General features: G+C 54.6%; 19 protein-coding genes. 8 read left to right on the top strand and 11 right to left on the bottom strand.

All coding sequences use genetic code 11. From position 1 onward, the window contains the following. Together NIM72_RS02415 and NIM72_RS02410 are read left to right on the top strand one after the other, a co-directional pair. Positions 1-916, top strand: a 916-nt coding sequence (locus NIM72_RS02415) for a diguanylate cyclase domain-containing protein (protein WP_253418310.1), incomplete at its 5' end; no start/stop codon positions are given. A 2-nt stretch (positions 917-918) separates the two neighbouring features. Next, positions 919-1,392 (top strand): OmpA family protein, encoded by a 474-nt coding sequence (locus NIM72_RS02410; protein WP_253418282.1) that lies wholly within the window; start codon positions 919-921, stop codon positions 1,390-1,392. A gap of 136 nt (positions 1,393-1,528) precedes the next feature. Here NIM72_RS02410 and NIM72_RS02405 read toward each other — a convergent pair whose 3' ends face one another. The 4 genes from NIM72_RS02405 to NIM72_RS02390 all read right to left on the bottom strand — a co-directional run bounded on the left by NIM72_RS02405 (position 1,529) and on the right by NIM72_RS02390 (position 6,140). Further along, on the bottom strand, positions 1,529-2,539 hold the full coding sequence (locus NIM72_RS02405) for a Gfo/Idh/MocA family protein (protein ID WP_253418279.1): 1,011 nt from the start codon (positions 2,537-2,539) through the stop codon (positions 1,529-1,531). Between the two features lie 9 nt (positions 2,540-2,548). After that, entirely contained in the window at positions 2,549-3,376 is an 828-nt protein-coding gene (locus NIM72_RS02400; protein ID WP_305884798.1) for a TIM barrel protein, read from the bottom strand. Between the two features lie 98 nt (positions 3,377-3,474). Further along, positions 3,475-4,917 (bottom strand): sugar porter family MFS transporter, encoded by a 1,443-nt coding sequence (locus NIM72_RS02395; protein ID WP_161736163.1) that lies wholly within the window; start codon positions 4,915-4,917, stop codon positions 3,475-3,477. 320 nt (positions 4,918-5,237) lie between these two features. Then, complete coding sequence (locus NIM72_RS02390) at positions 5,238-6,140, bottom strand: LysR family transcriptional regulator (protein ID WP_253418276.1); 903 nt, start codon at positions 6,138-6,140, stop codon at positions 5,238-5,240. 100 nt (positions 6,141-6,240) lie between these two features. Here NIM72_RS02390 and NIM72_RS02385 point away from each other — a divergent pair, with 100 nt between their 5' ends. Together NIM72_RS02385 and NIM72_RS02380 are read left to right on the top strand one after the other, a co-directional pair. Further along, positions 6,241-7,308 carry an SDR family oxidoreductase gene (locus NIM72_RS02385; protein WP_222925802.1) on the top strand — a complete coding sequence of 356 codons (1,068 nt, stop codon included), beginning with the start codon at positions 6,241-6,243 and terminating at the stop codon, positions 7,306-7,308. A gap of 89 nt (positions 7,309-7,397) precedes the next feature. Continuing rightward, positions 7,398-8,054, top strand: coding sequence for an SDR family oxidoreductase (locus tag NIM72_RS02380; RefSeq protein WP_253418273.1), 657 nt, complete (start codon positions 7,398-7,400; stop codon positions 8,052-8,054). A gap of 384 nt (positions 8,055-8,438) precedes the next feature. On the opposite strand, the gene fumA is transcribed toward NIM72_RS02380, so the two are convergent. Together fumA and NIM72_RS02370 are read right to left on the bottom strand one after the other, a co-directional pair. After that, positions 8,439-10,085: a class I fumarate hydratase FumA gene (gene fumA / locus NIM72_RS02375; RefSeq protein WP_222925866.1), complete on the bottom strand. Its 1,647-nt coding sequence runs from the start codon at positions 10,083-10,085 to the stop codon at positions 8,439-8,441. Between the two features lie 156 nt (positions 10,086-10,241). Next, positions 10,242-11,750 (bottom strand): anion permease, encoded by a 1,509-nt coding sequence (locus tag NIM72_RS02370; protein WP_161736158.1) that lies wholly within the window; start codon positions 11,748-11,750, stop codon positions 10,242-10,244. A gap of 590 nt (positions 11,751-12,340) precedes the next feature. On the opposite strand from NIM72_RS02370, the gene NIM72_RS02365 reads away from it, so the two are divergent. Continuing rightward, positions 12,341-15,115, top strand: coding sequence for a flavocytochrome c (locus NIM72_RS02365; RefSeq protein ID WP_253418270.1), 2,775 nt, complete (start codon positions 12,341-12,343; stop codon positions 15,113-15,115). Between the two features lie 62 nt (positions 15,116-15,177). After that, positions 15,178-16,140, top strand: a complete 963-nt coding sequence (locus NIM72_RS02360) for an FAD:protein FMN transferase (RefSeq protein WP_253418267.1) — start codon at positions 15,178-15,180, stop codon at positions 16,138-16,140. Here the strand turns inward: NIM72_RS02360 and dcuR are convergent. Continuing rightward, on the bottom strand, positions 16,134-16,853 hold the full coding sequence (dcuR, locus tag NIM72_RS02355) for a two-component system response regulator DcuR (RefSeq protein WP_033735650.1): 720 nt from the start codon (positions 16,851-16,853) through the stop codon (positions 16,134-16,136). The two genes, NIM72_RS02360 and dcuR, sit on opposite strands and share 7 nt — an antisense overlap. Continuing rightward, entirely contained in the window at positions 16,850-18,439 is a 1,590-nt protein-coding gene (locus NIM72_RS02350; RefSeq protein WP_253418264.1) for a sensor histidine kinase, read from the bottom strand. The genes dcuR and NIM72_RS02350 overlap by 4 nt, the downstream gene beginning before the upstream one ends. A gap of 351 nt (positions 18,440-18,790) precedes the next feature. On the opposite strand from NIM72_RS02350, the gene mqo reads away from it, so the two are divergent. Next, positions 18,791-20,440 carry a malate dehydrogenase (quinone) gene (gene mqo / locus NIM72_RS02345; protein WP_222925863.1) on the top strand — a complete coding sequence of 550 codons (1,650 nt, stop codon included), beginning with the start codon at positions 18,791-18,793 and terminating at the stop codon, positions 20,438-20,440. A gap of 71 nt (positions 20,441-20,511) precedes the next feature. Here mqo and NIM72_RS02340 read toward each other — a convergent pair whose 3' ends face one another. Next, entirely contained in the window at positions 20,512-20,823 is a 312-nt protein-coding gene (locus NIM72_RS02340; protein ID WP_222925870.1) for a VF530 family DNA-binding protein, read from the bottom strand. Positions 20,824-21,030: 207 nt separating this feature from the next. Here NIM72_RS02340 and NIM72_RS02335 point away from each other — a divergent pair, with 207 nt between their 5' ends. After that, positions 21,031-22,344, top strand: a complete 1,314-nt coding sequence (locus NIM72_RS02335; protein WP_253418261.1) for an MFS transporter — start codon at positions 21,031-21,033, stop codon at positions 22,342-22,344. Between the two features lie 964 nt (positions 22,345-23,308). Here the strand turns inward: NIM72_RS02335 and NIM72_RS02330 are convergent. Together NIM72_RS02330 and NIM72_RS02325 are read right to left on the bottom strand one after the other, a co-directional pair. Beyond that, entirely contained in the window at positions 23,309-24,775 is a 1,467-nt protein-coding gene (locus NIM72_RS02330; RefSeq protein ID WP_253418258.1) for an aspartate aminotransferase family protein, read from the bottom strand. A 14-nt stretch (positions 24,776-24,789) separates the two neighbouring features. Then, the gene (locus tag NIM72_RS02325; protein WP_222925861.1) at positions 24,790-26,175 is read right to left on the bottom strand and encodes a diaminobutyrate--2-oxoglutarate transaminase; all 1,386 of its coding nucleotides are present in this window, start codon (positions 26,173-26,175) and stop codon (positions 24,790-24,792) included. Positions 26,176-26,280: the final 105 nt, after the last annotated feature.

The following is a 26,280-nucleotide window of genomic DNA, read 5'->3' as shown; positions in this document are numbered from 1 at the left end:
GCTGGTTCTGGTCCAGTGGAATGCACAGCGGGAACAGACGGGCTGGTTTTCGCGGTTGCTGCGTGAGTGGATTTATCACAAACCACTTAACGTTGAGATTCTTCATGCTGACGTGGCTGTTGGTACGCTAATGCTGGAAGGGACCGTAACCGGCGCGGTGAGTTTCCTTCAATACTCATTCATGATTCTCTCCATAGGGATGCTCTGCGTACTGATTATCTCGCTGATGCTGAGTGAGTTTCTGCATCGGGGTATGATTGCGACACTGCGTACCATTACCAGTTCGATTCACTATGTCATTCATTCGGGTGATTTTTCCCTGCGTATTCCGGGTGGCCCAATCAGAGAATTTCAGCTCTTTTCAGATGACCTCAACTCCCTGCTGATGGAAATGCAATCACTGAAGGCGTCTCTGATGCGTGACAATCGCTCGCTGGCAGCTAAAGCCCTGTCCGATCCGCTGACCGGTCTTGCCAACCGCAGCGCCTTCTCTGCTCGCCTGACACAGCGCCTTGACCAGCCAGACGATCACGAGCGCTTTGCGCTGTTGTTTCTGGATGGCGATCGCTTCAAGAGCATCAATGATAACTGGGGCCATGCCGCCGGGGATGAGGTATTAAAAGCGATAGGATCGCGTCTTTTATCGCTGGCGACTGAACAGGATGTAGTCGCACGATTAGGGGGCGATGAATTTGCCATGCTGGTCAACAGCCGGACGAGTGAGGCGCAGTTACAGCAGCTCATGCAGCGCATTAATGACACCATTGGGGAACGCATCCTTATTACGGATGACATGCCGGTTACAACTTCGGTGACTATTGGCTACGCCTGGTCACGACCTGGCGATACGGTTGAATCGATCCTCGAACGTGCCGATATGAATATGTACAAAAACAAGCGAATAAATAGGGCGTAAATATGAAGAAAAACCTTTCCCTGCTATTGGTTACTCTGGCGCTGGTCGGTTGTCAGTCGAAAGCGCGTTTTAGCGACGCGCAAATCGCAGCGATGAAAAGCGCCGGATTCACGCAGAACCTGGAAGGCTGGGGATTAGGCTTATCTGATAAGATCCTGTTTGGTGTAAATGAATCAGAGCTGACACCCTCGAGTAAGCTCACCATTCAGGGAATGGCGAAAAGTCTGGCGTCGACCGGTATTGAGCATGTGCGCATCGACGGGCATACCGATAATTACGGCAAGCCGGATTATAATCAGCAGCTGTCGTTGAAAAGAGCAAACGCGGTCGCGGCTCAGTGGGCGGAAGGCGCGGCGATTCCGCGTGAAAATGTTATGACGCGTGGCCTGGGCATGAGTGCACCGGTTGCCAGCAACAATAGCGCGCAGGGACGTGCGCAGAACCGGCGCGTGGCTATTGTCATCACCGCGCCGTAATTATTCAGCGGCCGCGTAATTTTGCGGCCCGCATTAAACATAGCGGATCGCCTGATTACCTATAGCGGGAAGCGTCGCTGAAAAGGGGGGGCGGGATAGGGACGTGCACGGTGGGATCCACCGTGCATTTTGCCTGTCAGCAATAAAAGGCTGGTCTGGCTGGCATAGTTACCGGCACGATCCCGCCAGACGTTTGCGCCACGACGCAGGCATCGGCGGCGACGGCAGCGGCATAGCCATCCCACGCGGAGGGACCGGTCATCTCGCCGCTGATGACGTTGTTGATAAAGGCCTGCAACTCCACGTCATACGCATCGATAAAGCGCTTTTTCCAGTCCGTCAGAATGGTGGTGGAGAGCTTAGCCGCGCTGCGTAGCTGCACAGAGACCGGCTCCGGCAGGCGGGCAATGCCGCTTTCACCCACTACTTCACACTGAATGTCGTAACCATATTCACAGTTCACGAAAATTTCGACATCAATGCGTGCGCCTTTGGTGGTCTCCAGCAGCACGATCTGCGGGTCACGCAGGTGGGACGACGCCTTACGGGTTTTACGCGGGAAGATCACCTGCACGCTGGCATAGTCATCATTCAGCAGCCAGCGCAGCACATCAAGTTCGTGGATCAGCGTGTCAGTGATCGCCATGTCGGTGGTGTAGCTGTCGCCCACTTCAGGATTACGGTGCGCGCAGTGCAGCATCAGCGGCTCACCAATCTCGCCGCTGTCGATCACCGCTTTTAGTGCGCGATAGCCGCTGTCGTAAGGGCGCATAAACCCGACCTGCACCAGCTGACGTCCTGCCTTAATTTCTGCTTCCACAATGTTTATACAGCCCTGCGCGGTGACCGCCAGCGGTTTTTCGCAGAATACTGCTTTACCCGCCTCAATACAGGCCAGCACAAAGGCTTCATGCGTCGGACCCCAGGAGGTAACCAGCACCGCGTTAACCTGTGGGTCGTTGATCAGATCAATCGCATTGTCATAAATGCGCGCTTCCGGCGTCAGTTCGTCAATAATCTGCTGGCAGTTGTCACGGTTGATATCGTTGAGTGCCACCACGCGCGCATTCTGTAAAACGGTACTGCAACGGCGGATATGTTCGCGGCCGATTGCGCCGGTGCCGATAACACCAATATTAATGGTCATAATGATTCCTTACGCTGAGTGGTTTAACAGCTGGATGCTGTTGCGAATTTCGCGGGTGATGTCCGCTTCCTGCCAGCTATTCATCACGGAGGAGAACGGCTCAAAGGCGTAAAGGCCGGTGTAGCCCATCTTCTCCAGGCGTTCGACCTGCTGTTTACTGCGCAATCTGTCATCTGCGCTGAGCATGATGCGCTCTTCGTCGGTGAGTTCGCTGACCGGGCGCGGGTCGGTGACGCCGGAGAGGTGCACCAGACCGATTTGCTGAATGTCGATTCCCTGCTCAAAAGTCTGTTCGGCCTCTTCAAACAGATGATGATGAAAGGTGTCGATCAGCAAGCGGAAAGGCACGGCCGCCTCGCGGATCAGCGTCTGCGCCTGAGTCGCCGAACGCAGCGAGCTTTGCGGGAAACCCAGCGGTTCCACCAGCCCCTGAATGCCTGCCTCAGCGAACAGCGGGGCCAGGGTTTTCAGCGCGCTTACGGTGTCGGCAGCGCTGATGGGCGTGCCGTCGTTGAGCGGGCAGAGCACCAGCGATTCGGCGCCGACGGCCTGCGCATCGCTTAACAGCTGGCGGGCGCGTTGCAGCACCTCTTCATTCAGCTGGTTGAACGGGTAGAGCGCATTGATGGTAACAATCCGGATGCCTGACTCATGCGCCAGCGCTTTTACCTCATCGCCGCTGAGATCGTCGGTAACGCGTCCGCTGGGCATATCATTGCGCAGTTCGACATTATGAATACCGAGCTGGCTGACCAGTTTAAAAAACTGCGGGATACTCAGGCTGGGCGCTATTTTACGATTAACGCAAAAGCGCGCATTGGGAATATTCAGGCTCATAACGATTTCCTTAAATTATTGGTGAGGTGCTAAGGGCGGTCGGGTCGTCATGCCTCATGACACGGGCCGTTATTTATTTAACACAGAGCATGCAAAGGTTATTTTTTGCCGTTATAAAGCGCATAGAAATAGTGCTCGACCTGCTCAAGACTTCTTCCCCGGGTCTCGGGAATAAACTTCACAACAAATACAGAGCCGCCGATGCCAATCAGGGCGAATATAAAGAAGGCACCCGCCAGACCAAACGCGGCTAATAACAGCGGGAAGGCCATGGAGATGGCGAAATTGGCGATCCACAGTGAGAAGACCGCGCCACCCATACAGATGCCACGCATCCGGGCGGGGAAGATTTCCGACAGCAACAGCCAGGTGACCGGTGACAATGCGCCCTGCTGGAAGCAGAGAAACATCAACATGCCCGCCAGCACCAGATAAGCCCGCAGCAGGTTGACCGTGCCGTTGAGGTATTCCGGCATCAGCCAGCAGACCAGCCCGATAAAGAACAGGCAGCAGGTGCAGCCCATCTGACCGATTAATACCAGCGGGCGACGTCCCGTTTTGCCGATTAACCAGATACCCACCAGTGTCATCACTACCGAAATCACACCATTCGCAATGGTGGCAAACAGCGCGGCATCGTTGCTGAGTCCGGCTGCGGTCAGCATAGTAGGTGCGTAATACATAATGGTATTGACGCCAGTCAGCTGCTGAATCGCAGCGATGCCCACGCCCAGCAGGAAGATTTTCATCAGCCATGGCGTCGCGAGATCGCGCAGGCGGCCTTTACCTCGCTGCCGGTTCTCTTCGATGGTTTCTTCAATCTCTTCCAGTTCCCACTCCACATCTTCAGCGGCGCGGGTTTTTTCCAGCACCTCACGCGCTGCCTGACTGCGACCTTTCATTACGTGCCAGCGCGGGGTTTCAGGCATAAATATCATGCCGATCCAGAGCAGAGCGGCGGGAACAATCGACAGCGCCAGCATCCAGCGCCAGGTATTTTCGCCGCCCCAGATATCGTTAAAGGTGGCATTGGAGATATACGCCAGCAGCTGACCGCTGACGATCATCAGTTCCTGCAGGGTGACCAGCTGGCCACGTTTATTGGCGGGGGCGATTTCTGCGATGTAGACCGGCACGGTCGCGGCAGCCCCCCCCACGGCAAAGCCCAGGAACAGGCGAGAAGCGATCATCCAGGTGACATCAGGCGCCAGCGCAGAGCCGACAGCGCCAAAGGCGAAGATCAGCGCCAGCGCAATGATGATGCGGCGTCTGCCCAGACCATCCGCCAGATGACCGGCTGCCAGCGCGCCGAAGGCGGCACCAAACAGCAGGGAGCTGGTGACCAGCCCGGTGGTAAACGGGGTAAGATGCAAATCGCCGCGCATAAACAGTAACGCGCCCGAAACCACGCCGGTGTCATAACCAAACAGCAATCCACCCAGGGTAGCAACCAGCGCAATAATCTTCACAAAAGGCTCGGTGCGGGTGGCGCTATTTGGACCGGAGGCCGGGTTCGACGAGATATAAAGTTCTTTTTCCATGAATACTCCTGGCAATAACAACAAAGACAAAACGTCAGAACATGAAGAAGCCATCACCCTACTGATATTTTTATTTCGGGTTAAATTATATTTGAAACTTAGTTTTCATTATGTGAGCTCAAGCCTTTCGCGTTTTTTATTTTGATGGGATTCCATCAAATCCCAAATAAGCCCTTTGAAGTTAAAGGGATTATTTGGGGGAATAACAGATTGGGGGTATTTCAGACGGGGCAGAACAGTCAGGAATGCACGGCGGCAAAAAGAAAATAAAAAGGGTCAGGATGAAACATCCCAACCGCAGTCAAAAAAACAGGCCGGTGTCAGCGAATGACCAGGGCGTTTAGCGCTGATAATAGCGCGTCCACTTTTGGCAGGAACTGTTTGCGGCGTGGCCACACCACGCTCAGCGTCAGCCCGTCGGGCTGTAACTGCGGCATAATAATTTCCAGTTCACTGGCGGCCACGGCGCGCTGAATCAACCATGAGGGCATCTGCGCGACACCCAGCCCGGCAATGACTGCCTGAAGCTGTGCATCGACGTCGCCCAGCGCCAGCCGGTAGGGCACGTCGCGCCAGTGGGGCTGTCCATCTTCGGTGGTAAATAGCCAGGGTTTGGTTGTGCCATCCACACGCTCATAAAGAATGGCGGGATGGTTCAGCAGCGCTGCTTCATTTTCAGGACGGCCTTCCCGGGCCAGATAAGCGGGAGAGGCACAGAACTGCATCTTCTCGCGACCCATGTTACGCCAGCCCAGCGACGCGGGAAGGTCGGGTGCACCGCCGATCCGCACCGCCACATCCACGCCTTCCTCAAACAGGTCAACAAAGCGATCGGACAAACTCAGGCTCAGTGCCAGCTCTGGATTTTGCTGGCAGAAGGGCATCAGCAGCGGCATGACGTTGAGGCGGCCATAGGTGGTGGGCACCGCCAGACGCAGCCGGCCGGAAGGAATGGTGCGCTGAGCCGCCAGTACCGCCTCGGCTTCGGCCAGATCCTCCAGCACCCGCAGACAGGTCTGATAATAGGCGCTGCCCGCGTCGGTCAGATTCAGGCTACGCGTGGTGCGCTCCAGCAGCCGCGAGCCTAAGCGCGCTTCCAGTCGGCTGATGCTCTTGCTGACCGCCGAGCCGGTCACGTGCAGACGTTCAGCCGCGGCGGTAAAGCTGCCACACTCCACGCTGGCGACAAACGGGAGAATATCTTTAAGGCGATGATCGTGCATCGATTAGTGAACTCAGGTTGAGAATGCTGTGAATAAATGCCAGAGATAAGAACTGAATTCTCTATTAGGCTTAGCATTACGCAAAACGAGGAGAAATCAAATGAAAAAGCACGCTTTAATTGTGGGCATCAGCGGCGTTATTGGTCGCGCACTGGCAGATAAATTACAGCAGGAAGGCTGGCAGGTCAGTGGCCTGTCACGCGGACGTGGTGCCGTACCTGAAGGCGCAACCAGCCTGACAGCCGATCTGACCGATGCAGAGGCTGTCCGTGAAGCACTGAAAGAGGTAAAACCGGATGCGCTGTTTTTCAGCGTCTGGGCGCGTCAGGAAAATGAGAAAGAGAATATCCGCGTCAACGGCGGCATGGTTCGCAATGTGATTGAAGCACTCGGTGAACGCCTCAAAGGTTCGCACGTCGCGCTGGTGACCGGACTGAAGCACTATCTGGGTCCGTTTGAAGCCTACGGTAAAGGTGCCGTGCCGGTTACGCCGTTCCGTGAAGAGCAGGGGCGTCAGCCGGTCGATAACTTTTATTATGCGCAGGAAGATGAAGTGTTCGCGGGCGCAGATAAGTATGACTATCGCTGGAGCGTGCACCGTCCGCATACCATCATCGGCTATGCCGTAGGCAATGCGATGAACATGGGACAGACGCTGGCGGTTTATGCGACGCTGTGCAAAGAGAAGGGCTGGCCGTTTATCTTCCCGGGTTCGCCAGAGCAGTGGAATGGTGTCGCTGATATGACCGATGCGGGTCTGCTGGCCGAGCAATTGCATTGGGCGGCAACGTCACCAAACGCCGCTAATCAGGATTTCAACGCGGTAAATGGCGATGTGTTCCGCTGGAACTGGATGTGGCCAAAACTGGCTGACTATTTCGGTATCGAAGCTGCAGACTACCCGGCGAAGATGATGCCGCTGGAAGATCGCATGCAGGAAGCTGAGAGCGCATGGCGGGCAATAGCAGAGCAGCATCAGCTGCGTGAGGCCGATGTGACTAAGCTGGCCTCGTGGTGGCATACCGATGCCGACCTGGGTCGTCCGATGGAAGCCTTTACCGACATGAGTAAGAGCCGCAAAGCGGGCTTTACCGGCTATCGCAGTACGCTGGACTCCTTTACACAGCTGTTTGATAAGCTGAAAGCGGAAAAAGTCATCCCGAAATAAACCCAGCAGGCGCCGCATCAGGCGCCTGTTTCGTTTCTGGCAGATAGCTATACTCTGACACCTAATCAGTGAATGGAGGAGTGAATCCTATGGCGACATGTTTCATTATCGGGGCGGCAGGTAAGGTTGGCCAAAAGCTGACCCGTCAGCTGAGCAACAAAGGCCACACTGTCACGGCAATGCACCGCAAGCCGGAACAGGCTGAGTCCCTGCAGGCCGCAGGCGCTAAGCCTGTCGCGGGCGATATTCAGCAGCTGAGCGTGACGGCGCTGGCAAAGCTGATGGCCGGTCACGACGTGGCGGTCTTTACAGCGGGTGCGGGCGGTGCCGGTATCGCGCTGACCAATGCCATTGACGGTGAAGGGCTGAAGCTGGCAGTCGCCGCCGCAGAGCAGGCTGGCGTGTCGCGCTTTATGCTGGTATCCGCTTTTCCGGATGCGGGCCGCGGTAAAACGCCGTCTGAGGGATTTGAGAACTATATGCGGGTGAAACGCCTGGCGGATGTGGAACTGGTGGCGAGCAAGCTGGAGTGGGTGATCCTGCGGCCTGGCACGCTGACCGATGAGGCTGGTACGGGTCGGGTGCATGCAGATCTGGCGATCCCCTATGGTGAGATTTCGCGCGAAGATGTGGCGGCGACGCTGGTCAGTCTGATTGAGAATCCGGCAATTAAGTATCAGATTATCGAACTTACCAAAGGTGATGAGCAGATTGATGTGGCCTTGCAGCGGTTGCAGCGCGGTTAACAGGGTCCGATAGCGGCGCTTTAGTTTACCTGGGAAGGTAGGGCTGGGTTAGCGCTTTGATCGAGGCTGCTCAGGAAACGCGGTCAGATCGGAAAGACGCAAAAGCCGCCATCCATGGCACGCTCGGCCCGCGCCGTCCTGGCGCGGGACGCTTTCCTCCTCTGACCGTGTTTCCTGCGCGTTAAGCTAAGGTGTTGCTGTCAGATTTATGCTGCTTTCATTGTCGCTATGCGCCGGGCTAAAAAGTTGCTGCTGGATTTATATTGAGTCGGGATTCCGTTCCCTGCGCATGCTTACTCTTACAGCCATCCGCTCCTTAAATCTGTCAGTCCGCATCACAAAAAAGCCCCGAGACCGGGGCTTTTTTCTTATCTGACGCAGCTTTTACTTCACGCATTTCGCGCAGTGCGCGCGCTCAATGTGCTGGAAGAAGTCGTTACCTTTGTCATCGACCAGGATAAAGGCAGGGAAGTTCTCCACCTCGATTTTCCAGATCGCTTCCATTCCCAGCTCCGGATACTCCACGCATTCCAGACTTTTGATGCTCTGCTGCGCCAGCACCGCGGCCGGGCCACCGATGCTGCCCAGATAGAAGCCGCCATGTTTATGACAGGCATCCGTCACCTGCTGGCTGCGGTTGCCTTTTGCCAGCATGATTTTGCTGCCGCCGTGAGCCTGCAGTAGATCGACGTAGGAGTCCATGCGGCCTGCGGTGGTCGGGCCGAGTGAACCAGACGCATAACCTTCGGGCGTTTTGGCCGGACCGGCGTAATAGACCGGATGATCCTTAATATACTGCGGTAATCCTTCGCCGTTATCGATGCGCTCTTTGAGTTTGGCATGAGCAATGTCACGCGCCACGATAATGGTGCCGGTCAGTGACAGGCGGGTAGAGACCGGATACGCAGAAAGCTGCGCCAGAATCTGCTCCATTGGACGGTTAAGATCAACCTGCAACACCTCACCTTCACCCTGCTGACGCAGCGCTTCCGGGATCAGGCGACCTGGGTTGGCTTCCAGCTTTTCAATCCAGATACCTTCGCGGTTAATCTTCGCTTTAATATTACGGTCAGCCGAGCAGGAGACGCCCATGCCGATCGGGCATGACGCGCCGTGACGCGGCAGACGCACCACGCGGATGTCGTGCGCGAAATATTTGCCGCCAAACTGCGCGCCAAGGCCGAGCTGCTGCGCCGCTTCCAGCAGCTCCTGCTCAAGCTGAACGTCACGGAAAGCCTGACCGTGCTCGTTGCCTTCAGTCGGTAAGCCGTCGTAATAGTGCGTCGAGGCGAGCTTAACGGTTTTCAGGGTGCTTTCAGCCGAGGTGCCGCCGATAACAAACGCAATATGGTAAGGCGGGCAGGCTGCGGTGCCGAGGGTACGCATCTTATCCACCAGGTAATTTTTCAGCTTGCCGGGGCTCAGCAGCGCTTTGGTTTCCTGATAGAGATAGGTTTTGTTAGCGGAGCCGCCACCTTTGGCGATACAGAGGAATTTATACTCATCGCCATCGACGCTGTAGAGGTCGATCTGCGCCGGCAGGTTAGTGCCGGTGTTCACCTCTTTGTACATATCCAGCGCGGCATTCTGTGAATAGCGCAGGTTATCTTCGATGTAGGTGTTGTAGATACCCTGTGACAGCGCGGCCTCGTCGCCACCGCCGGTCCAGACGCGCTGGCCCTTTTTGCCCATGATGATCGCGGTGCCGGTATCCTGACAGGTCGGCAGCACGCCTTTGGCGGCAATTTCAGAGTTTCTTAAAAACTGCAGGGCGACATATTTGTCATTGTCGCTGGCTTCCGGGTCATTAAGGATAGAAGCCACCTGCTGCTGGTGGGCCGGACGCAGCATGAAAGAGGCATCGTGGAACGCCTGCTGGCTCAGCAAGGTCAGCGCCTGCGGGTCGACTTTAAGGATCTCCTGACCCTCAAACTCGGCGACCGAGACATGCTCCCGAGTCAGCAAGTAGTATTCAGTATCTTCGTGGGACAGCGGAAAAGGGTTCTGATAGACAAAAGGTTTGTTCGACATTTTTTCTCACTTAATGACCGGCTGAACCTCCGCGGGCAGGCTGCGGGGCGCAACATCATAGGCGAATTCATTGTTTATTATGCTTCCCCGCTGCGGGTGCAGCGGGGAAGTGAAGGAATGGTATCTTATAACGCGTTGATCTGCATGTTGTATCCGTCAGAACATCCACACCATCCACGGATAAGCAATCACCATCATAGAGACCAGGAAGATGGCACCGAAGATGGTACCCAGACGCCAGTAATCTTTTGTCGGCAGATAACCGCTGCCGTAATAAATCGGGCTTGGGCCAGTACCGTAGGGCGTGATGATGCCCATCACACCCAGAGAGGTACACAGCATCAGGCAGAAGACTGGCATATTGATGCCCGGGATTGACGCTGCAATGGTCAGCATGGCCGGTAACAGGGCAGTAGTATGTGCCGTGGTACTGGCAAACAGGTAGTGGAGCAGGAAGAAGGCGATTAATAGCACCACGGCTGAAATCTGTGGGTCATAGCCCTGCAGCAGCATGCCTCCCTCTTTACCTAGCCAGGCGATGAAGCCGACGCGGGCCAGGCCATCAGCCAGCGCCACCAGCGTTGCGAACCAGGCGAATGTATTCCAGGCCGGCTTGTTGCTGGTAATGTCGTTCCAGTTCAGGACGCCGGTCCACAGCATCAGTACCACCACCAGCAGCGCAGCCATCGCAGGTTCAATCCACGAGGTGGCGAAGATCCACATCAGCAGGGCACAGACTACAAACACCAGCAGCAGGATTTCATTGCGTGTCAGGCGGCCCAGTTTCTCCAGTTCAGCGATAGCCCATTTCGGCACTTCATCATTGATTTTGACTTCTGGCGGATAGAACCAGTAAGCCAGCAGCGGCATGGTCAGAATCAGCAGCACGCCCAGCGGCAGGAAGGCCAGGAACCACATACCCCATGAGATATCAAAACCGATGATGCTTTTCACCAGCGCCAGTGCCAGCAGGTTAGGTGCCAGCGCTGAGAGGAACATCGAACTGGTGATACAGGCTGCGGTGATCGCGACCCACATCAGATACGAACCGATCTTACGGGCGCTCGGGTCGTTGGGTTTAGAGCCGTAAAGCGGAGGCAGGTTAGCGATAATCGGATAGATAGTACCGCCACTGCGCGCGGTGTTTGAGGGGGTAAACGGTGCCAGAAGCAGGTCAGCGAAGGTAATGGCATAGCCCAGCGTCAGGCTGCGGCGACCCAGATATTTCACCAGAATCAGGGCCAGACGACGACCAAACTGCGTCTTGTCATACCCGGCGGCGAACATAAAGGCACCGAAGATGAGCCAGACCGTGGAGTTACCGAAACCGCTGACCGCCCACTTAAAGGACTCACTGGCGACTTTGAATTTCGGGTTAGCCAGTTCCTCCGGGCTGAAGAGGACAAACTGACTGAACAGCGCGATGGCCACGACGCCGGTCAGGCCGATAACGGCACCGGGCAGCGGCTCAAAGATCAATCCGACAATCACGCCGACAAAGATGGCGAAGAAGTGCCAGGCATAGGGTTCGAGACCGGCCGGTGTTGGCACCAGCAACAGCAACACAGCAACGATGACTGGCAGAGCCAGCATGATAGCTTTCTTTTTACCCGCCGCCGCAGGGGCAGCTTTAGGGGGTTCAGTTACAGCTGAGAGTGGTTTCATAGTATTTTATCTGCACGTTGAGAAGAATGCGATTTGCGCCCCGGACCTTCACTGATGACTTTCTTATTTATTCTTAATAATGTGAATAAACCGCGATGCAATGATTTTATCAATCTGCTGCTGGACTATTGAGCAGCATTTTTAAATCCATGTAAATATGATGCGATTTTTGCAAATATAGATTTTGATCCAGATCAAAGAAATTTATTCATTATTCCCCCGTTTTTAACATTTATTTTTTATTTATATTTTTGACATCGACATTCTGACAGTTTTGTGAAGCTGATCGACAAATCATGGGAAGGCCCCGGTCGACGCATTCATCTTAACACTATGATCATAAAGGTTAAATTATTTATGTAAATCAATGGTTGATTTTTAGTTACCCATGGTTAACAATTAATATAACTACACTTCCTGAATTCAGCAAATAAAAACTCTGAATCGTTTAAAAGTTAAAAAAGTAAATTTATCACTTATGAAAGCAAAGATAAGGGTATATTAGACGCATGACATCGGACCACTTAATAAAGCGATAATTTGCGTCCGCTAAAAAATTTCCAGACTTTTAAATCTTGGAGTTTATCGCAATGAAATCTCTCACCCCCATCCTTAATCCACTTACCCTGCCTGGCGGCGCTGTGTTAAAAAACCGACTGGTGATGGCCCCCATGACCACCTGTACCGGTTTTTATGACGGAACGGTCACCAGCGAACTGGTCGAGTATTACCGCGCACGTGCAGGCAGCATCGGAACTGTGATCGTTGAGTGCTGCTTTATTGATAACCGCGGCCCGGCGTTTCCGGGTGCCATTGCTATCGACAGTGACAACAAAATTCCTGGTCTGAAACGCATCGCGGACGCGATTAAATCGGAAGGCTCCACGGCCATTCTGCAGATCTATCACGGTGGCCGCATGGTCGAACTCATCGGCGGGAAAACACCGGTTGCGCCGAGCGCCATTGCCGCACCACGCGAAGGTGCCACTCAACCGCTGGCGCTGAGCGCTGAAGAAGTCGAAACCATGATCACCAAATTTGGTGATGCGGTGAACCGTGCTATTAAGGCCGGTTTCGACGGCGTCGAAATTCATGGTGCGAACACCTATCTGATTCAGCAGTTCTATTCTCCGAATTCTAACCAGCGCGATGACAAGTGGGGCGGCAGCCGCGATAACCGCGCGCGCTTCCCGCTGGAAGTGCTGGAAATCACTCACAAAATGGCGGAGCGCTTCGCCCATAACTCGTTCATCATCGGCTATCGCTTCTCGCCAGAAGAGATCGAAGTGCCCGGCATCCGCTTTGACGACACCCTCTATCTGCTGGAAAAACTGGCCGCGCGCGGACTCGATTATGTTCACTTCTCTGTCGGCCAGCTGCTGCGCCCGTCCATTGTCGATACGCAGGACCCGACGCCGCTGATCGAGAAATTCGTTGCGATGCGCTCGCCAGTGCTGGCAAAAGTGCCGGTGATTGGTGTCGGCGGCGTGGTGAATAAAGCCGACGCCGAACTGGCGCTGGAAAAAGGCTATGACCTGGTGGCCATTGGTAAAGCCTGTATCGCCTATCCGAACTGGGCTGACCGCATCATCAATAACGAACATCTCGAACTCTACATCGACAGCAATAAACGCGAAGAGCTGCAGATCCCGGAACCGCTGTGGCGCTTCTCGCTGGTCGACGCGATGATCCGCGACATGAGCGAATCGGGCCGTAAATACAAAGCGGGTGTTTATCAGGAGAAAGTGGAAGCCGAAGCGCTGAAGCTGAAAATCAACGTCACACTGGATACCGACCGTATTACCGACATCTCGCTGGTGCCGGACGATACGCTGGATGTGGACTTCACCACCACCTTTGAAAGCCTGCGTAACCGTATTCTGGTGGCGAACAGCCCACACGTTGATGCGATTACCGGCGCGACCACCCAGAGTGAAGCGCTGAAAAAAGCGGTTTCCCGTGCGCTGACCACCTCCAGCAAAGAGCATGTGATTGAAGAGGGCGGTAACCCTAATGCCCCACAGAATTACGATGTGGTGATTGTGGGCAGCGGCGGTGCCGGTCTGGCGGCGGCGATTCAGGCGCACGATGAAGGCGCACGTGTGGTTATCATCGAGAAGATGCCGACCATTGGCGGCAATACCATCAAAGCGTCTGTGGGTATGAACGCCGCCGAAACCCGTTTCCAGAAACTCAAAGGCATCGAAGACAGCAAAGAGCTGTTCTACGAGGAGACGCTCAAAGGCGGCCAGTTCAAAAACAACCCGGTATTGCTGCGCGAGTTTGTGGACCTGGCGCCTGAGGCGATTGAGTGGCTGGCGAATCACGGCATTGAACTGAATGACATCACTATTACCGGTGGGATGAGCATCGACCGTACTCACCGTCCGGCTGACCGTTCAGCGGTAGGTGGCTTCCTGATCAGCGGCCTGGTGAAAAATATCAACAGCCGCAACATCGAAGTGCTGCTGGAAACCTCTGTTGCAGAAATTCTTTATGAGAACGGTGCTGTAACGGGTGTGAAAGTGGTCGATGAATACAACGACAGCCGTATCCTTAACGCCAGAAGCGTCATTGTAGCGACCGGCGGATTCAGTGCGAACCGTGAGCTGGTGGTGAAATATCGCCCTGAACTTGATGGCTTTGTCACCACCAACCACAAAGGTGCGACCGGTAGCGGTATTGCGATGCTGGAGAAAATTGGTGCCGGAACGGTGGATATGGGGGAAATTCAGATTCACCCGACTGTTGAGCAGACCACGTCTTATCTAGTCTCTGAATCGATTCGCGGCGGCGGCGCTATCCTGGTCAGTCAGGCCGGCAAGCGTTTCTACAACGAGATGGAGACCCGCGACAAAGTCTCAGCGCAGATTATTGCCCTGCCAGAGAAGAGTGCCTGGATTGTGTTTGACGAGCAGGTGCGCATGAATAACAAAGCGGCTGACGAGTACATCGCCAAGGGCTTTGTGGTCAGCGCGCCAACCGTGGCGGAACTGGCGGTGAAACTCAACATGAGTGAGCATCACACGCTGGAAGCGACGCTGGCACGTTACAATAACTTCGTAATAATGCAGAAAGACGAAGACTTTGGTCGCCAGACCGCGCTGCGTCATCCGCTGAGCGAAGCGCCATTCTATGCGATTCGTGTTGCACCAGGCGTGCACCACACCATGGGCGGTGTCACCATTGATACCACCACCGCGGTGCTGGACAGCCAGAAACAGGTGATTAACGGTGCCTGGGCATGTGGCGAGGTGGTTGGCGGCATTCATGGCGCGAACCGTATTGGCGGTAACGCCGTTGCAGATATCATTATCTTCGGTATCCTGGCTGGCGGTAACGCCGCCGCCTACGCCCGACGTTAACGGCAGTCTCCGGCATCCGCATCCTGCGGGTGCCGGTTTTCCCCTTTAAAGCAGAGTCGCCTATGTTAACTGATGCGCGTGTCTATGCTTATTCCGCTGTATTAATGGGTTCGCCCATCCTGCTCAAACTCTTCGAAGACAACCAGACGCTGGCCAGGCAGGTTTTTCGCCTGATCAAACAGCAGGAGAATCTCTTCACGGTAAATCGCGCGGCGTCGGAAGTCATGGCGATTAACCACGCGGCAGGAGAGCATGCGGTGGTCGTCAGTCAGCCCGTGTTTGATGTGATCGCCTGTGCGCATGCGGTGAGCCTGTTGCCCGACAGCCTGTTTAATCTGGCCATCGGTCCGCTGGTGAAGTGCTGGAAAATTGGCTTTCAGGGCCACAGCGTTCCGTCAGAAGCCGATCTTCAGGCGCGCATGACGCTGATCAATCCACAGGACGTTATCCTTGATGCTGCCACCCGCAGCGTGATGCTGGCACGGCCAGGAATGGAGATTGACCTGGGTGCCATGGCCAAGGGCTATATCGCCGACGTAGTCCAGGCTTTTTTGCGTCAGCAGCAGGTCAGCAGTGCGCTGATCAATCTGGGCGGCAACGTTCAGACGGTGGGCGCGCCACCAGAATCCGCGGGCTGGGCAATCGGTCTGAAAAAGCCGTTTGGTGAGGCCGATGCGCTGATCGGTGTCATCGGTGTGAACAACCGCTCGGTCGTGACGTCCGGTATCTATGAGCGCTACTTCGAGCTGGATGAGGTCTGTTATCACCACATCCTGAATCCACAGACCGGTTATCCGCTGGATAACGAGCTGTTGAGTGTAACCGTTATTTCCGATCGCTCGCTGGATGGCGACATCTATACGACGCTGCTGTACGGACTGGGCGTTGAAAAAGGCATCGCCTGCCTGACTGACAAACCGGGCATTGAAGCTATCTTTGTGACCCGTGACAGGCAGATAATCTGCTCGTCACAACGTCACTTTTCGTTTCAGTTACTCGACACGGACTACCGGCTGGTTCACTGACAGTATTGTTTGAGTAAGGTGTGATACTCCGGCTGCAGGCGATAGCGGTAAACCGGACGGCCCGTAACCCCATAATGAATGCTGGTGAACAGAATATTAATCTGCGCCAGCCAGATCAGGTATTTACGGCACGAGACGCGCGAGATATTGACTTCCGTCGCCAGTTCGTCGGTAGAAAATTCCGTGCCGGGATGGGCGTCGATCCACAGGCACAGCGTACGTAGCGTCTGCGGCGTTAACCCTTTCGGCAGGCGTTTCTGTTCGCTGGCACCAGGCGGATTACCATGCAACAGCTGATCAACGTCTGACTGCTGATAGAACTGATGATTATCCATGAGCGATTTTTTCTGACGCCAGCCGGTCAGCGCCTCTTCAAAGCGGGCAAACTGGAAAGGCTTAATCAGATAATCCACCACGCCATAGTTGAGCGAAGTCTTGATGGTGGCGGCATCCGCCGCTGATGAGATAATAATCACGTCAACTGGCCGCCCTGCGCTGCGCAGTTCTGGCAGCAGATCGAGACCGTTTTCCTGCTGCATATAGATATCAAGCAGGATCAGATCAACCTGTGGTTCAGCCTCGGCCAGCCGCTCTTTGGCCTGCTGTAAGGTTGAGGCCGTGCCGCAGCAGGTGAAGCCAGGGATCTGCCCGATATAACAGCGATTCAGCTCGGCTACCATGGCGTCATCATCGACAACTAACACATTGATCATTGGGTAATCATTCCTCTCTCCCACGGAAGTTGCACTAAAAATTGGGTAAATACACCGGGTTCCGACTCGACACTAACGTTGCCGCCCAGGCTTTCGGTCTGCTGCTTAACCAGAAACAGTCCGACACCGCGATCGTCACCTTTTGACGAGACGCCGCGCTCAAAAATGGCGCTGAGCTGCGAGCTGTCGATACCTGGGCCGTCATCACTCACTTCACAGGCCAGCCAGCCATTCTGATAATGCAGCATGAGGTGAATTTCCCCTTCGGTTTCCGGGTCCAGCGCCTCCAGGGCATTTTCAATTAAATTGCCCAGCACGGTAATCAGAACCGCGCTCTGCTCCTCGCTGCCGCAGTCAGGCAGAAAACTCGCCTCATCGATAATCAGCTGATGACCTTCATCGGTTACCCGGTTGATTTTGCTGAGCAGGAAACCGGCAATGATCGGCGATTTGATCTTTTGCAGCAGCGAACCGATCTCCGTCTGATAGGCATTAGCGGTTTTCAGGATGTACTCTTCCATCTGTGCATAATTTTTCATATGCAGCAGGCCCAGAATCACATGCAGCTTGTTCATGAACTCATGAGACCGCTCACGTAACGCATCTACATAGTTTACCATGCCGTCCAGACGCTGCATCAGCTGGCTGATTTCGGTCTTATCCCTGAAGGTGGTTACCGCGCCGATAATGCGGTCACGACTGCGCACCGGAACGGTGTTGCTGATCAGGATGCGATTACCCAGCGTCAGCTCCTGATCGTGCCAGGCTTTGCCCGCATGCAGCGCATCCTGCTGATGACGATGCATGACGCTCTCCTCAGCAATCAGATCACCGCTTAACGGCATCCTGCGGGTGGTCTCATGCAGTAGCTGCTGAGCCGCATGGTTAATCAGGCTGACGCGTGACTGATCATCGACCGCAATCACCCCTTCTTTAATGGAATTCAGGATCGCCTGGCGCTGTTCAAACAGGCTGGAGATTTCGTGCGGCTCCAGCCCCAGCAGTATGTTCTTGAGTCGCCTGACCAGAATGAGAATACCCAGCAGGCCAACCACACCGCCAAACAGGACGGTCCAGACGATATTCCAGCGGCTCTTCGCAATCTGAGCCGCCACATCATTTAGTGCAATGCCGATTGCCACCACGCCAATCTGCTGATGCTGGGCGTTATAAACCGGCGTAAAGACCCGCAGTGCCTCCACCAGCACCCCATGATTGACCGCGACATTTTCCCGGCCGCCGAGCGTGGGATAGATGTCATTGCCGACAAAATGTTTTCCGATCACTGCGGCATTCGGATGTGAAAAGCGGATGCCGTGCATATCCGTCACCACCACAAACAGCAGGCCGTTGCGTTTGCGCGCGGCTTCCGCCAGCGGCTGAATCTGGCTGCTGCCGTCTGGCAACAGTAACCCGCGCTGCACTTCCGGGCTGTCTGCCAGCGTTCGCGCCACCGCCATCGCTTTATCTTTAAGATGCGACTGCGCAAAGTTATCAATCTGAATGAAATAGAGCAGATGGACAGCGAGCAGCACGGTAACGATCACCGCAGTCATCATCAGGGTGGTCAGGGTACTGAGTTTCATGGGTCGTTTAGTCACGGCATGTCGGTTCTGTGGTTGGCTTGTCATCGATGTTCAGCACGGGTAGGGGATCGGCTTGAAACATACGCTAACTCACCGCATCAGTACAGTTTTAGCGGTCTGCGTGCGGGCGACAGAGCAATAACAATATTTGGGTTAGGGGATTGTATAATTCAAAAGACACCCTTAATGTGTGGTTAAAATATGTGAGCAATTCAGTAAGCCTTTTGTAATTAAATTAAGGCTAAATTGCTATTTTTAATTTTATAACTATTTTCACATTAACTCACAAATAACATTATTTTAAACTTTAAGGACTTTTTTTAACCAGTACCGTCCGAGCTGTCGATTAAAATGATGAATTCAAAGAAAGTAATCCCCACCCTTTCCCTCGCGGCCTTGTTAGTTTCTTCAGCCCTCCATGCTGAAACCTCACCAGAGAAAACCGACGTCCTGTTAATTGGCGGCGGCATTATGAGCGCCTCTATGGGCACCATGCTGGAAGAGCTGCAGCCTGGCTGGAAACAGATCATGGTCGAGAAGCTGGATGGCGTGGCGCTGGAATCCTCTAACGGCTGGAATAATGCCGGTACCGGTCACTCTGCCAACATGGAGCTGAACTATACGCCTGAGCGTAAAGACGGCTCGATTGACGTGTCCAAAGCGCTGGAAATCAACGAAGCCTTCATGGTCTCTCGCCAGTTCTGGAGTTCACAGATTAAAGAGGGCGTCATGCACGACCCGCGCTCTTTCATCAACTCAACGCCACACATGAGCTTTGTCTGGGGCGACAATGTTGACTTCCTGACCAAACGCTATGCGGCACTGCAGAAAACGGCGCTGTTCCAGGGGATGAAGTTCTCTACCGATCACAAACAGATCGCGCAGTGGGCACCGCTGGTGATGGAAGGCCGTGATCCACAGCAGAAAGTGGCCGCCACCTGGACGCCAGTCGGCACCGACGTTAACTATGGTGAAATTACCCGTCAGTTGATCGGCAGCCTGAAGAAGAATGACAACTTCCGTCTGGAAACCTCTTCTGAAGTTACCGATTTCAAACGTAACGGCGACAACTCCTGGCACGTCACGATTAAAGATGCCAAAAACGGCAACGAACGTGCGGTTGACGCAAAATATGTCTTTATCGGTGCAGGCGGCGGCGCGCTGAAATTACTGCAGAAGACCGGCATCCCGGAAGCCGATAACTATGCAGGCTTCCCGGTCGGTGGTTCATTCCTGGTCACCGAAAACAGTGCCATTGCCGATCGCCATCTGGCGAAAGTTTACGGCCAGGCTTCAACCGGTGCACCGCCGATGTCCGTTCCGCATCTGGATACCCGTTATCTGGATGGCAAACGCGTCGTGCTGTTTGGACCGTTTGCGACCTTCTCAACCAAGTTCCTGAAAAACGGTTCGCTGTTTGATCTGCTGAGCACCACCACTACCCATAACATCGTGCCAATGACCGATGTGGGTATGGATAACTTCGACCTGGTAAAATACCTGATTGGACAGGTGATGCTGAGTGATGAAGATCGCTTTGAGTCGCTGAAAGAGTACTACCCGGACGCGAAGAAAGAGGACTGGAAACTGATTCAGGCCGGTCAGCGTGTGCAGATTATCAAGAAAGATGCTGATAAAGGTGGCGTGCTGAAACTGGGTACAGAAATTGTGACCGATCAGCAGAAAACCGTGGCGGCTCTGCTGGGTGCTTCTCCTGGTGCATCAACCGCAGCGCCAATCTCTCTGAGCGTGATGCAGAAACTGTTCCCGGAAGAGTTCAAATCACCGGAATGGCAGGCGAAGATCCACAAAATGATCCCAGGCTACGGTCAGAAACTGAATGACAACGTGCCGTTGCTGCAGCAGGTCTGGAATGAGACCGCAGCGACCCTGCAACTGACCACGCCGCCCGTGATCAACATGGAAGGCAAAACCGCAGACGCGCCGGCAGCACAGCCTCAGCAGGCTGCGCCGTCAGCGAAACACGACATGGCGCTGTAACAGCAGCCTGACGTGAAAAAAGCCCGCCCAGGTTTACCTGCGCGGGCTTTTTTATTGCTTCGTTGTCAGTGTTACTCCGGCGTGTTACCGCGCCACTTGCCCCACGGATCTTCAGCGGGTGCCTGATCGGCTTCTTCAGCCGGTTCGTCGCGTGCTGCCGGTTGCGCGTTTAACGAGGCCAGATAAAGCGCTTCGACTTCAGCCCGCGCCCACGGCGTACGGCGTAAAAATTTCAGGCTCGATTTAACGCTGGGATCGCTTTTAAAGCAGTTAATGTTGATCCGTTTTGCCATTTCAGCCCAGCCATACTGCGCGACCAGACTGTTTATCTGCATCTCCAGTGTGATGCCGTGAAGAGGATCTTTTGAGGTGTGTGCGTTCATCATCTATCCGCCTGATTCATTCAATGCCGCACATCCTGACAACCGTAAAGCGGTTGTGCAAGGACCGAAGGTGAAAAAGAGCGTGTGGGGGGGTGTACCTGTAGATTTATGTGTCTGCGCTAACGCGACGGGCAGAAGTTTGCGCAGATGAGCAGCGATTGTGCTAATCATAAACGACTGATGATGCTTTAAAAAGGATCGCCTGTCATGTCTGCCCCTGCTGATAATCTGCTCTCCTCCGCCAGCCGAAAACGTGCTCTGCTTGCCGGTTCGGTCGGTAATTTCATTGAATGGTATGAGTTCGCGGTCTATGGCTTTCTGGCCACGGTGATTGCGCAGAACTTTTTCCGGCTGGAAGGCGAGTCTGCGCTGACCGGACTGCTGCTGACCTACGCGTCGTTCGCCATCGCTTTTTTCTTCCGTCCACTGGGTGCGATTGTTTTTGGCCGGATGGGCGATCGCATCGGGCGAAAACCCACACTGATTTTTGTATTGATTATGATGACGCTGGCGACAGCTGCCATCGGTCTGGTTCCGACTTATGCCCAACTGGGTATCCTGGCGCCGCTGATCGTGACCGGCCTGCGTATCCTGCAGGGCCTGTTCGCAGGAGGCGAATATGGTGGGGCGGTGTCGCTGATGACCGAGTTTGCACCACGCAGAAAGCGCGGTCTGTATGGCGCGTGGCAATCCTTTACCGTGGCGCTGGGATTACTGGCGGGCGCAGGCATAGTGGCATTGCTCTCAGTGTTGCTGACGCCAGAGCAGATGCTGAGCTGGGGCTGGCGCATCCCATTCTTTATCGCACTGCCGCTGGGGGGGCTGGCACTCTGGCTGCGGGTGCAGATGGAAGAGACGCCCGCATTTGTTCAGCAGCAGGCACAGCCCCATGCAAAAGTGAACGCCAGCCTGGGCGACACGCTGAAAACGATTCTGCTCGGTATCTGCCGGCTGATGGTGTGGTCAGCGGCCGGTTACACCTGGCTGGTGATTATGCCGACTTATCTGCAGGCATCGCTGCACACCGGCTTTAACCAGGCACTGCTGATTGCGGTGATATCGAACCTCGGTTTTGCCGCCACCATCATCCCGGCCGGGATGCTGAGCGACAGGATTGGCCGCCGCGCCGTGATGGTCTCAGCTGCGGTGCTGCTGCTGGTGCTCTCTCTGCCGCTGTTAAACGTTTTGCAGGCAGAGAGTACCGGACTGCTGTTGAAAGCGCTGGTGGTCTTTATCGCAGGTGGCGTGGTCGGTTTGCTGGCAGGACCCGGCCCCGCGATGCTCGCCGAGATGTTTCCGACGCGGGTACGCTACACCGGGCTGGGGCTGGCCTATTCACTTTCCAATGCAGTCTTTTCCGGCTGCGCGGGACTAATCATCACCGGGCTGATTAAAGAGACCGGTAATCCCGATATTCCCGCCTGGTATGTGATGGCGACGGCGCTGGTGAGTATTGTGGCGCTGATGACGCTGAATAAAGATGATCATCTGCGACGGCTGGATGAGCCGCCGTCGCGCTAAGATCTGGATGGTGGTTTGAGCGGTAAAGGATAATCCGGCAGGCTGCCTGTGCATCAGGCAGCCCGTTAGCATGAACGCCCGTAAGGGGGCAGGCGTTGGTTATTCAGAACAGATTAGCGATCATGCGATGACGATAAACTGAAAACCTGATCACGCGAACGGACTTTATCAGCGTGGTTATCGGCAATGATAATCACAGCCGCCATAATCAGGCCCATAATAATGATGATTAATTTACGCAGCAGCATAAGTCATTACTCCTGTTGAATTACCTAACCCAGACGAACAGTCATTATTTTTGGTTAATCAGAGAGTTAATTTGAATATTGATCTATTATGGCTGAAAGATAAGCTTTATTTTTTGATCGCGATGCGGTTTATCAATATCAGATAAAATAAAAACGTTATGCGGGTTGAATATTAAACACGGGCTAAACAGGCTCATTAAATTCGCCGGTTACGCTTCCGTGCGTTTGGTCAATAAGAATTGAACATACAGGCGTACGCCGTGAGGGCATTGCTAAAAAAGAGATGCCGGAGACCGGAATCTGGCTGGCCGGCGGCGACGAGCTGATTCCGGTGCAGGCAATTTTCTACAAATGAGTTTAATGCGGTGCTGCTTTAACGTTGACTATTCCGGGATCGATAAGCGCAATAATTAAACCCATCTCAACCTGCTCATCAATTAGCATATCAGCCGCTTCGTTTTTTGAATGTTATCCAGCATGCGCTCCAGCGCGTCGATGCGTGATTAGGGCACGGCATTATGCCAGACATTCAGGCCACTACGCTCGTGTACCTCGATTTTTGCACCGAATGAAGCAGCCAGTACAAGACCTGAGATGAAGAGGCCAGGTTACGGATCGGAGGGGGCAGGGATGAACAGGTCATCAACGCAAAGAGAGCGGCAGAAAAATAAAAAGGCGCCCGAAGGCGCCTCTGTGGTGTGAACCGATGTGATGAATTACACCAGCTGCTGTGCCGTTTTTTCCACCAGCGTCAGCAACACTTTGATATCTTCCAGCGTTACTGTTGGGTTCAGAAGGGTCATCTTAAGGCAGGTAACGCCATCATGCTCGGTCACACCGACGTTGGCGCGGCCTGACTCCAGCAGGGCATCCCCGATGCGCTGGTTCAGCAGGGCGATATCCGTACTGCTGAGGTGCGCCAGATGCGCCGGACGATAGCGGAACAGCACGCTGGCCAGTTGCGGTTTCATCACCAGCTCCAGAGCAGGCTGCTCTTCAACGTACTGTGCCACCTGCTGTGCCAGCGTCACACCGTGATCGATGATTTCGGCATACTGCTTCTGACCCAGCGCTTCCAGACCCATCCACAGTTTCAGTGCATCAAAACGACGGGTGGTCTGCAGCGATTTGGAGACCAGATTCGGCACGCCCTGTGCTTCATCAAACTCCGAGTTCAGATAGGCCGCCTGGTAGCGCATCAGCTCATAGTGACGCGCTTCCTTCAGCAGGAAGGCACCACAGCTAATGGTCTGGAAGAACTGCTTGTGGAAGTCCAGCGTAATGGAGTCGACCAGCTCAATGCCATCCAGATAGTCACGATACTTCTCTGACAGCAGCAGCGCGCCGCCCCAGGCCGCATCGACGTGTACCCAGATGTTCTCTTCCGCCGCCAGCGCCGCGATTTCACGCAGGGGATCGATTGCACCGGCATCGGTAGTTCCCGCCGTGGCAACGATCGCCAGAATGTTTTCGCCGTTAGCTTTGGATGCGGCCAGCTTCTGACGCAGATCATCCATATCCATGCGGGCAAACTGGTCACATTTCACCTGCGTGACGGACTGATAGCCCAGACCCAGCAGCGCCATATTCTTCTGTACGGAGAAGTGCGCGTTCTCTGAGCAGAAGACTTTAATCTTCTTCAGATCGCCGGTTAAGCCATCCTGCTGAACAGAATGACCCTGACGCGCAAACCAGGCGTCACGCGCCAGCATCAGACCCATCAGGTTGCTCTGGGTGCCGCCGCTGGTGAAGACGCCCGCGTCGCCAGGCTGATAACCGACCTGGGTGCGCAGCCACTCAATCAGCTTCATCTCAATCAGGGTGGCAGACGGTGCCTGATCCCATGAATCCATGCTCTGGTTGGTGGCGTTGATCAGCACTTCCGCCGCCTGGCTGATGACCAGGCTTGGACAGTGCAGGTGCGCCACACATTGCGGGTGATGCACCGACAGGCTGTCTTTGAGGAAGTACTCAATGGCGCGTTCAATCGCGGCCTGGTTACCCAGGCCCTGAGGATTGAAGTCCAGCGTAATGCGCTCGCGCAGCTCTGCGACGGTTTTTCCCTGATACATCTCAGGTTGTTCCAGCCACTTAACGACGGCCGCGCTACTCTGGGCAATCGCCTGCTGGTAGGCCTCGGTACTCTGTGCTGAGGCCGCCAGAATCGGGTTTAACCGGGACATTGCATTCACTCCACTTAAACTGCTTTCACGCCAGCGGACAGCAGGGCGTTTTCAAATTTATCCATGAATACGTCCAGTTCTGCATCTGTGATCAGCAGGGAAGGCAGCAGACGTAATACGCTGCCGTGACGTCCGCCACGCTCCAGAATCAGGCCGTTCTCAAAACATTTTTTCTGTACCAGTGCAGACAGTTCGCCGTCAGCCGGGAAGCTGCCCATATGGTCAGCAGGTTCGTCGGGTTTCACCAGCTCAATGCCGATCATCAGACCCAGACCACGCACGTTGCCGATTACCGGGTAGCGCTGCTGCAGCTCGCCCAGTTTGCCTTTCAGCCATTCACCCTGTGCCGCGACTTTGTCAGCGATGTTGTTATCTTTCAGCAGCTTTAGCGTGGTCAGGCCGGTCGCCATCGCCAGCTGGTTGCCACGGAAGGTGCCGGTGTGGTGACCCGGAGACCAGGCGTCGAACTCTTTCTTAATGCCCAGTACCGCCAGTGGCAGACCGCCGCCGACCGCTTTGGACATTACGATGATGTCTGGTTCGATACCCGCGTGCTCAAAGGCGAAGAATTTACCGGTACGGGCAATACCCGCCTGGACTTCGTCGATGATCAGCAGAATGCCGTGCTCTTTGGTCACTTTGCGGATGCGCTGCAGCCACTCAGCCGGAGCCGGGTTAACCCCGCCTTCACCCTGAACTGCTTCAAGAATCACCGCCGCAGGTTTGCGAACGCCGCTTTCAACGTCATTGATCAGGTTTTCAAAGTAGTAAGTCAGTGCTTTCACGCCTGCTTCACCGCCAATGCCCAGCGGGCAGCGATAAAGGTGCGGATAAGGCATGAACTGCACTTCCGGCATCATGCCATCTACGGCTTCTTTCGGTGACAGGTTGCCGGTGACCGACAGCGCGCCGTGGGTCATACCGTGATACGCACCCGAGAAGCTGATGATCCCGGAACGACCGGTGTGCTTTTTCGCCAGTTTCAGCGCCGCTTCAACGGCATCTGCGCCGGACGGGCCGGTAAACTGCAGGCAGTACTCTTTGCCCTGACCCGGTAATAACGAGAGCAGGTACTCAGAGAACTCATCCTTTAACGGCGTAGTTAAATCGAGAGTATGTAACGGCAAGCCGCTGGTAATGACATGTTGAATGCTCTGCAGAACGTCTGGATGGTTATGACCCAACGCCAGCGTTCCGGCACCGGCAAGACAGTCGAGATACTGATTATTCTCGACGTCGGTGATCCAGACACCCTGAGCTTTCGCAATCGCGAACGGCAATTTGCGAGGATAACTTCGAACGTTTGATTCAAATTCAGCCTGACGGACTAAATAGGTTTCGTTGGTTGCGTTTAAGTTCTGTGCATTCAAACTATCAATACGGACTTTATCCGTCATCATATCTCTCCTACAACCGGGACGGGCGTAGCGTCACAGTTGAATAAATGAATTAAAATGGGTGGCTATGTGTAAAGCGCGGCCAATATAGGTGTTTTTCAGGTCCGA

The sequence above is a fragment of the Pantoea sp. B550 genome (assembly GCF_024158165.1).
In the GTDB taxonomy this organism is placed as follows: domain Bacteria; phylum Pseudomonadota; class Gammaproteobacteria; order Enterobacterales; family Enterobacteriaceae; genus Pantoea; species Pantoea alfalfae.
This window is presented reverse-complemented; position numbering and strand designations above follow the sequence as displayed.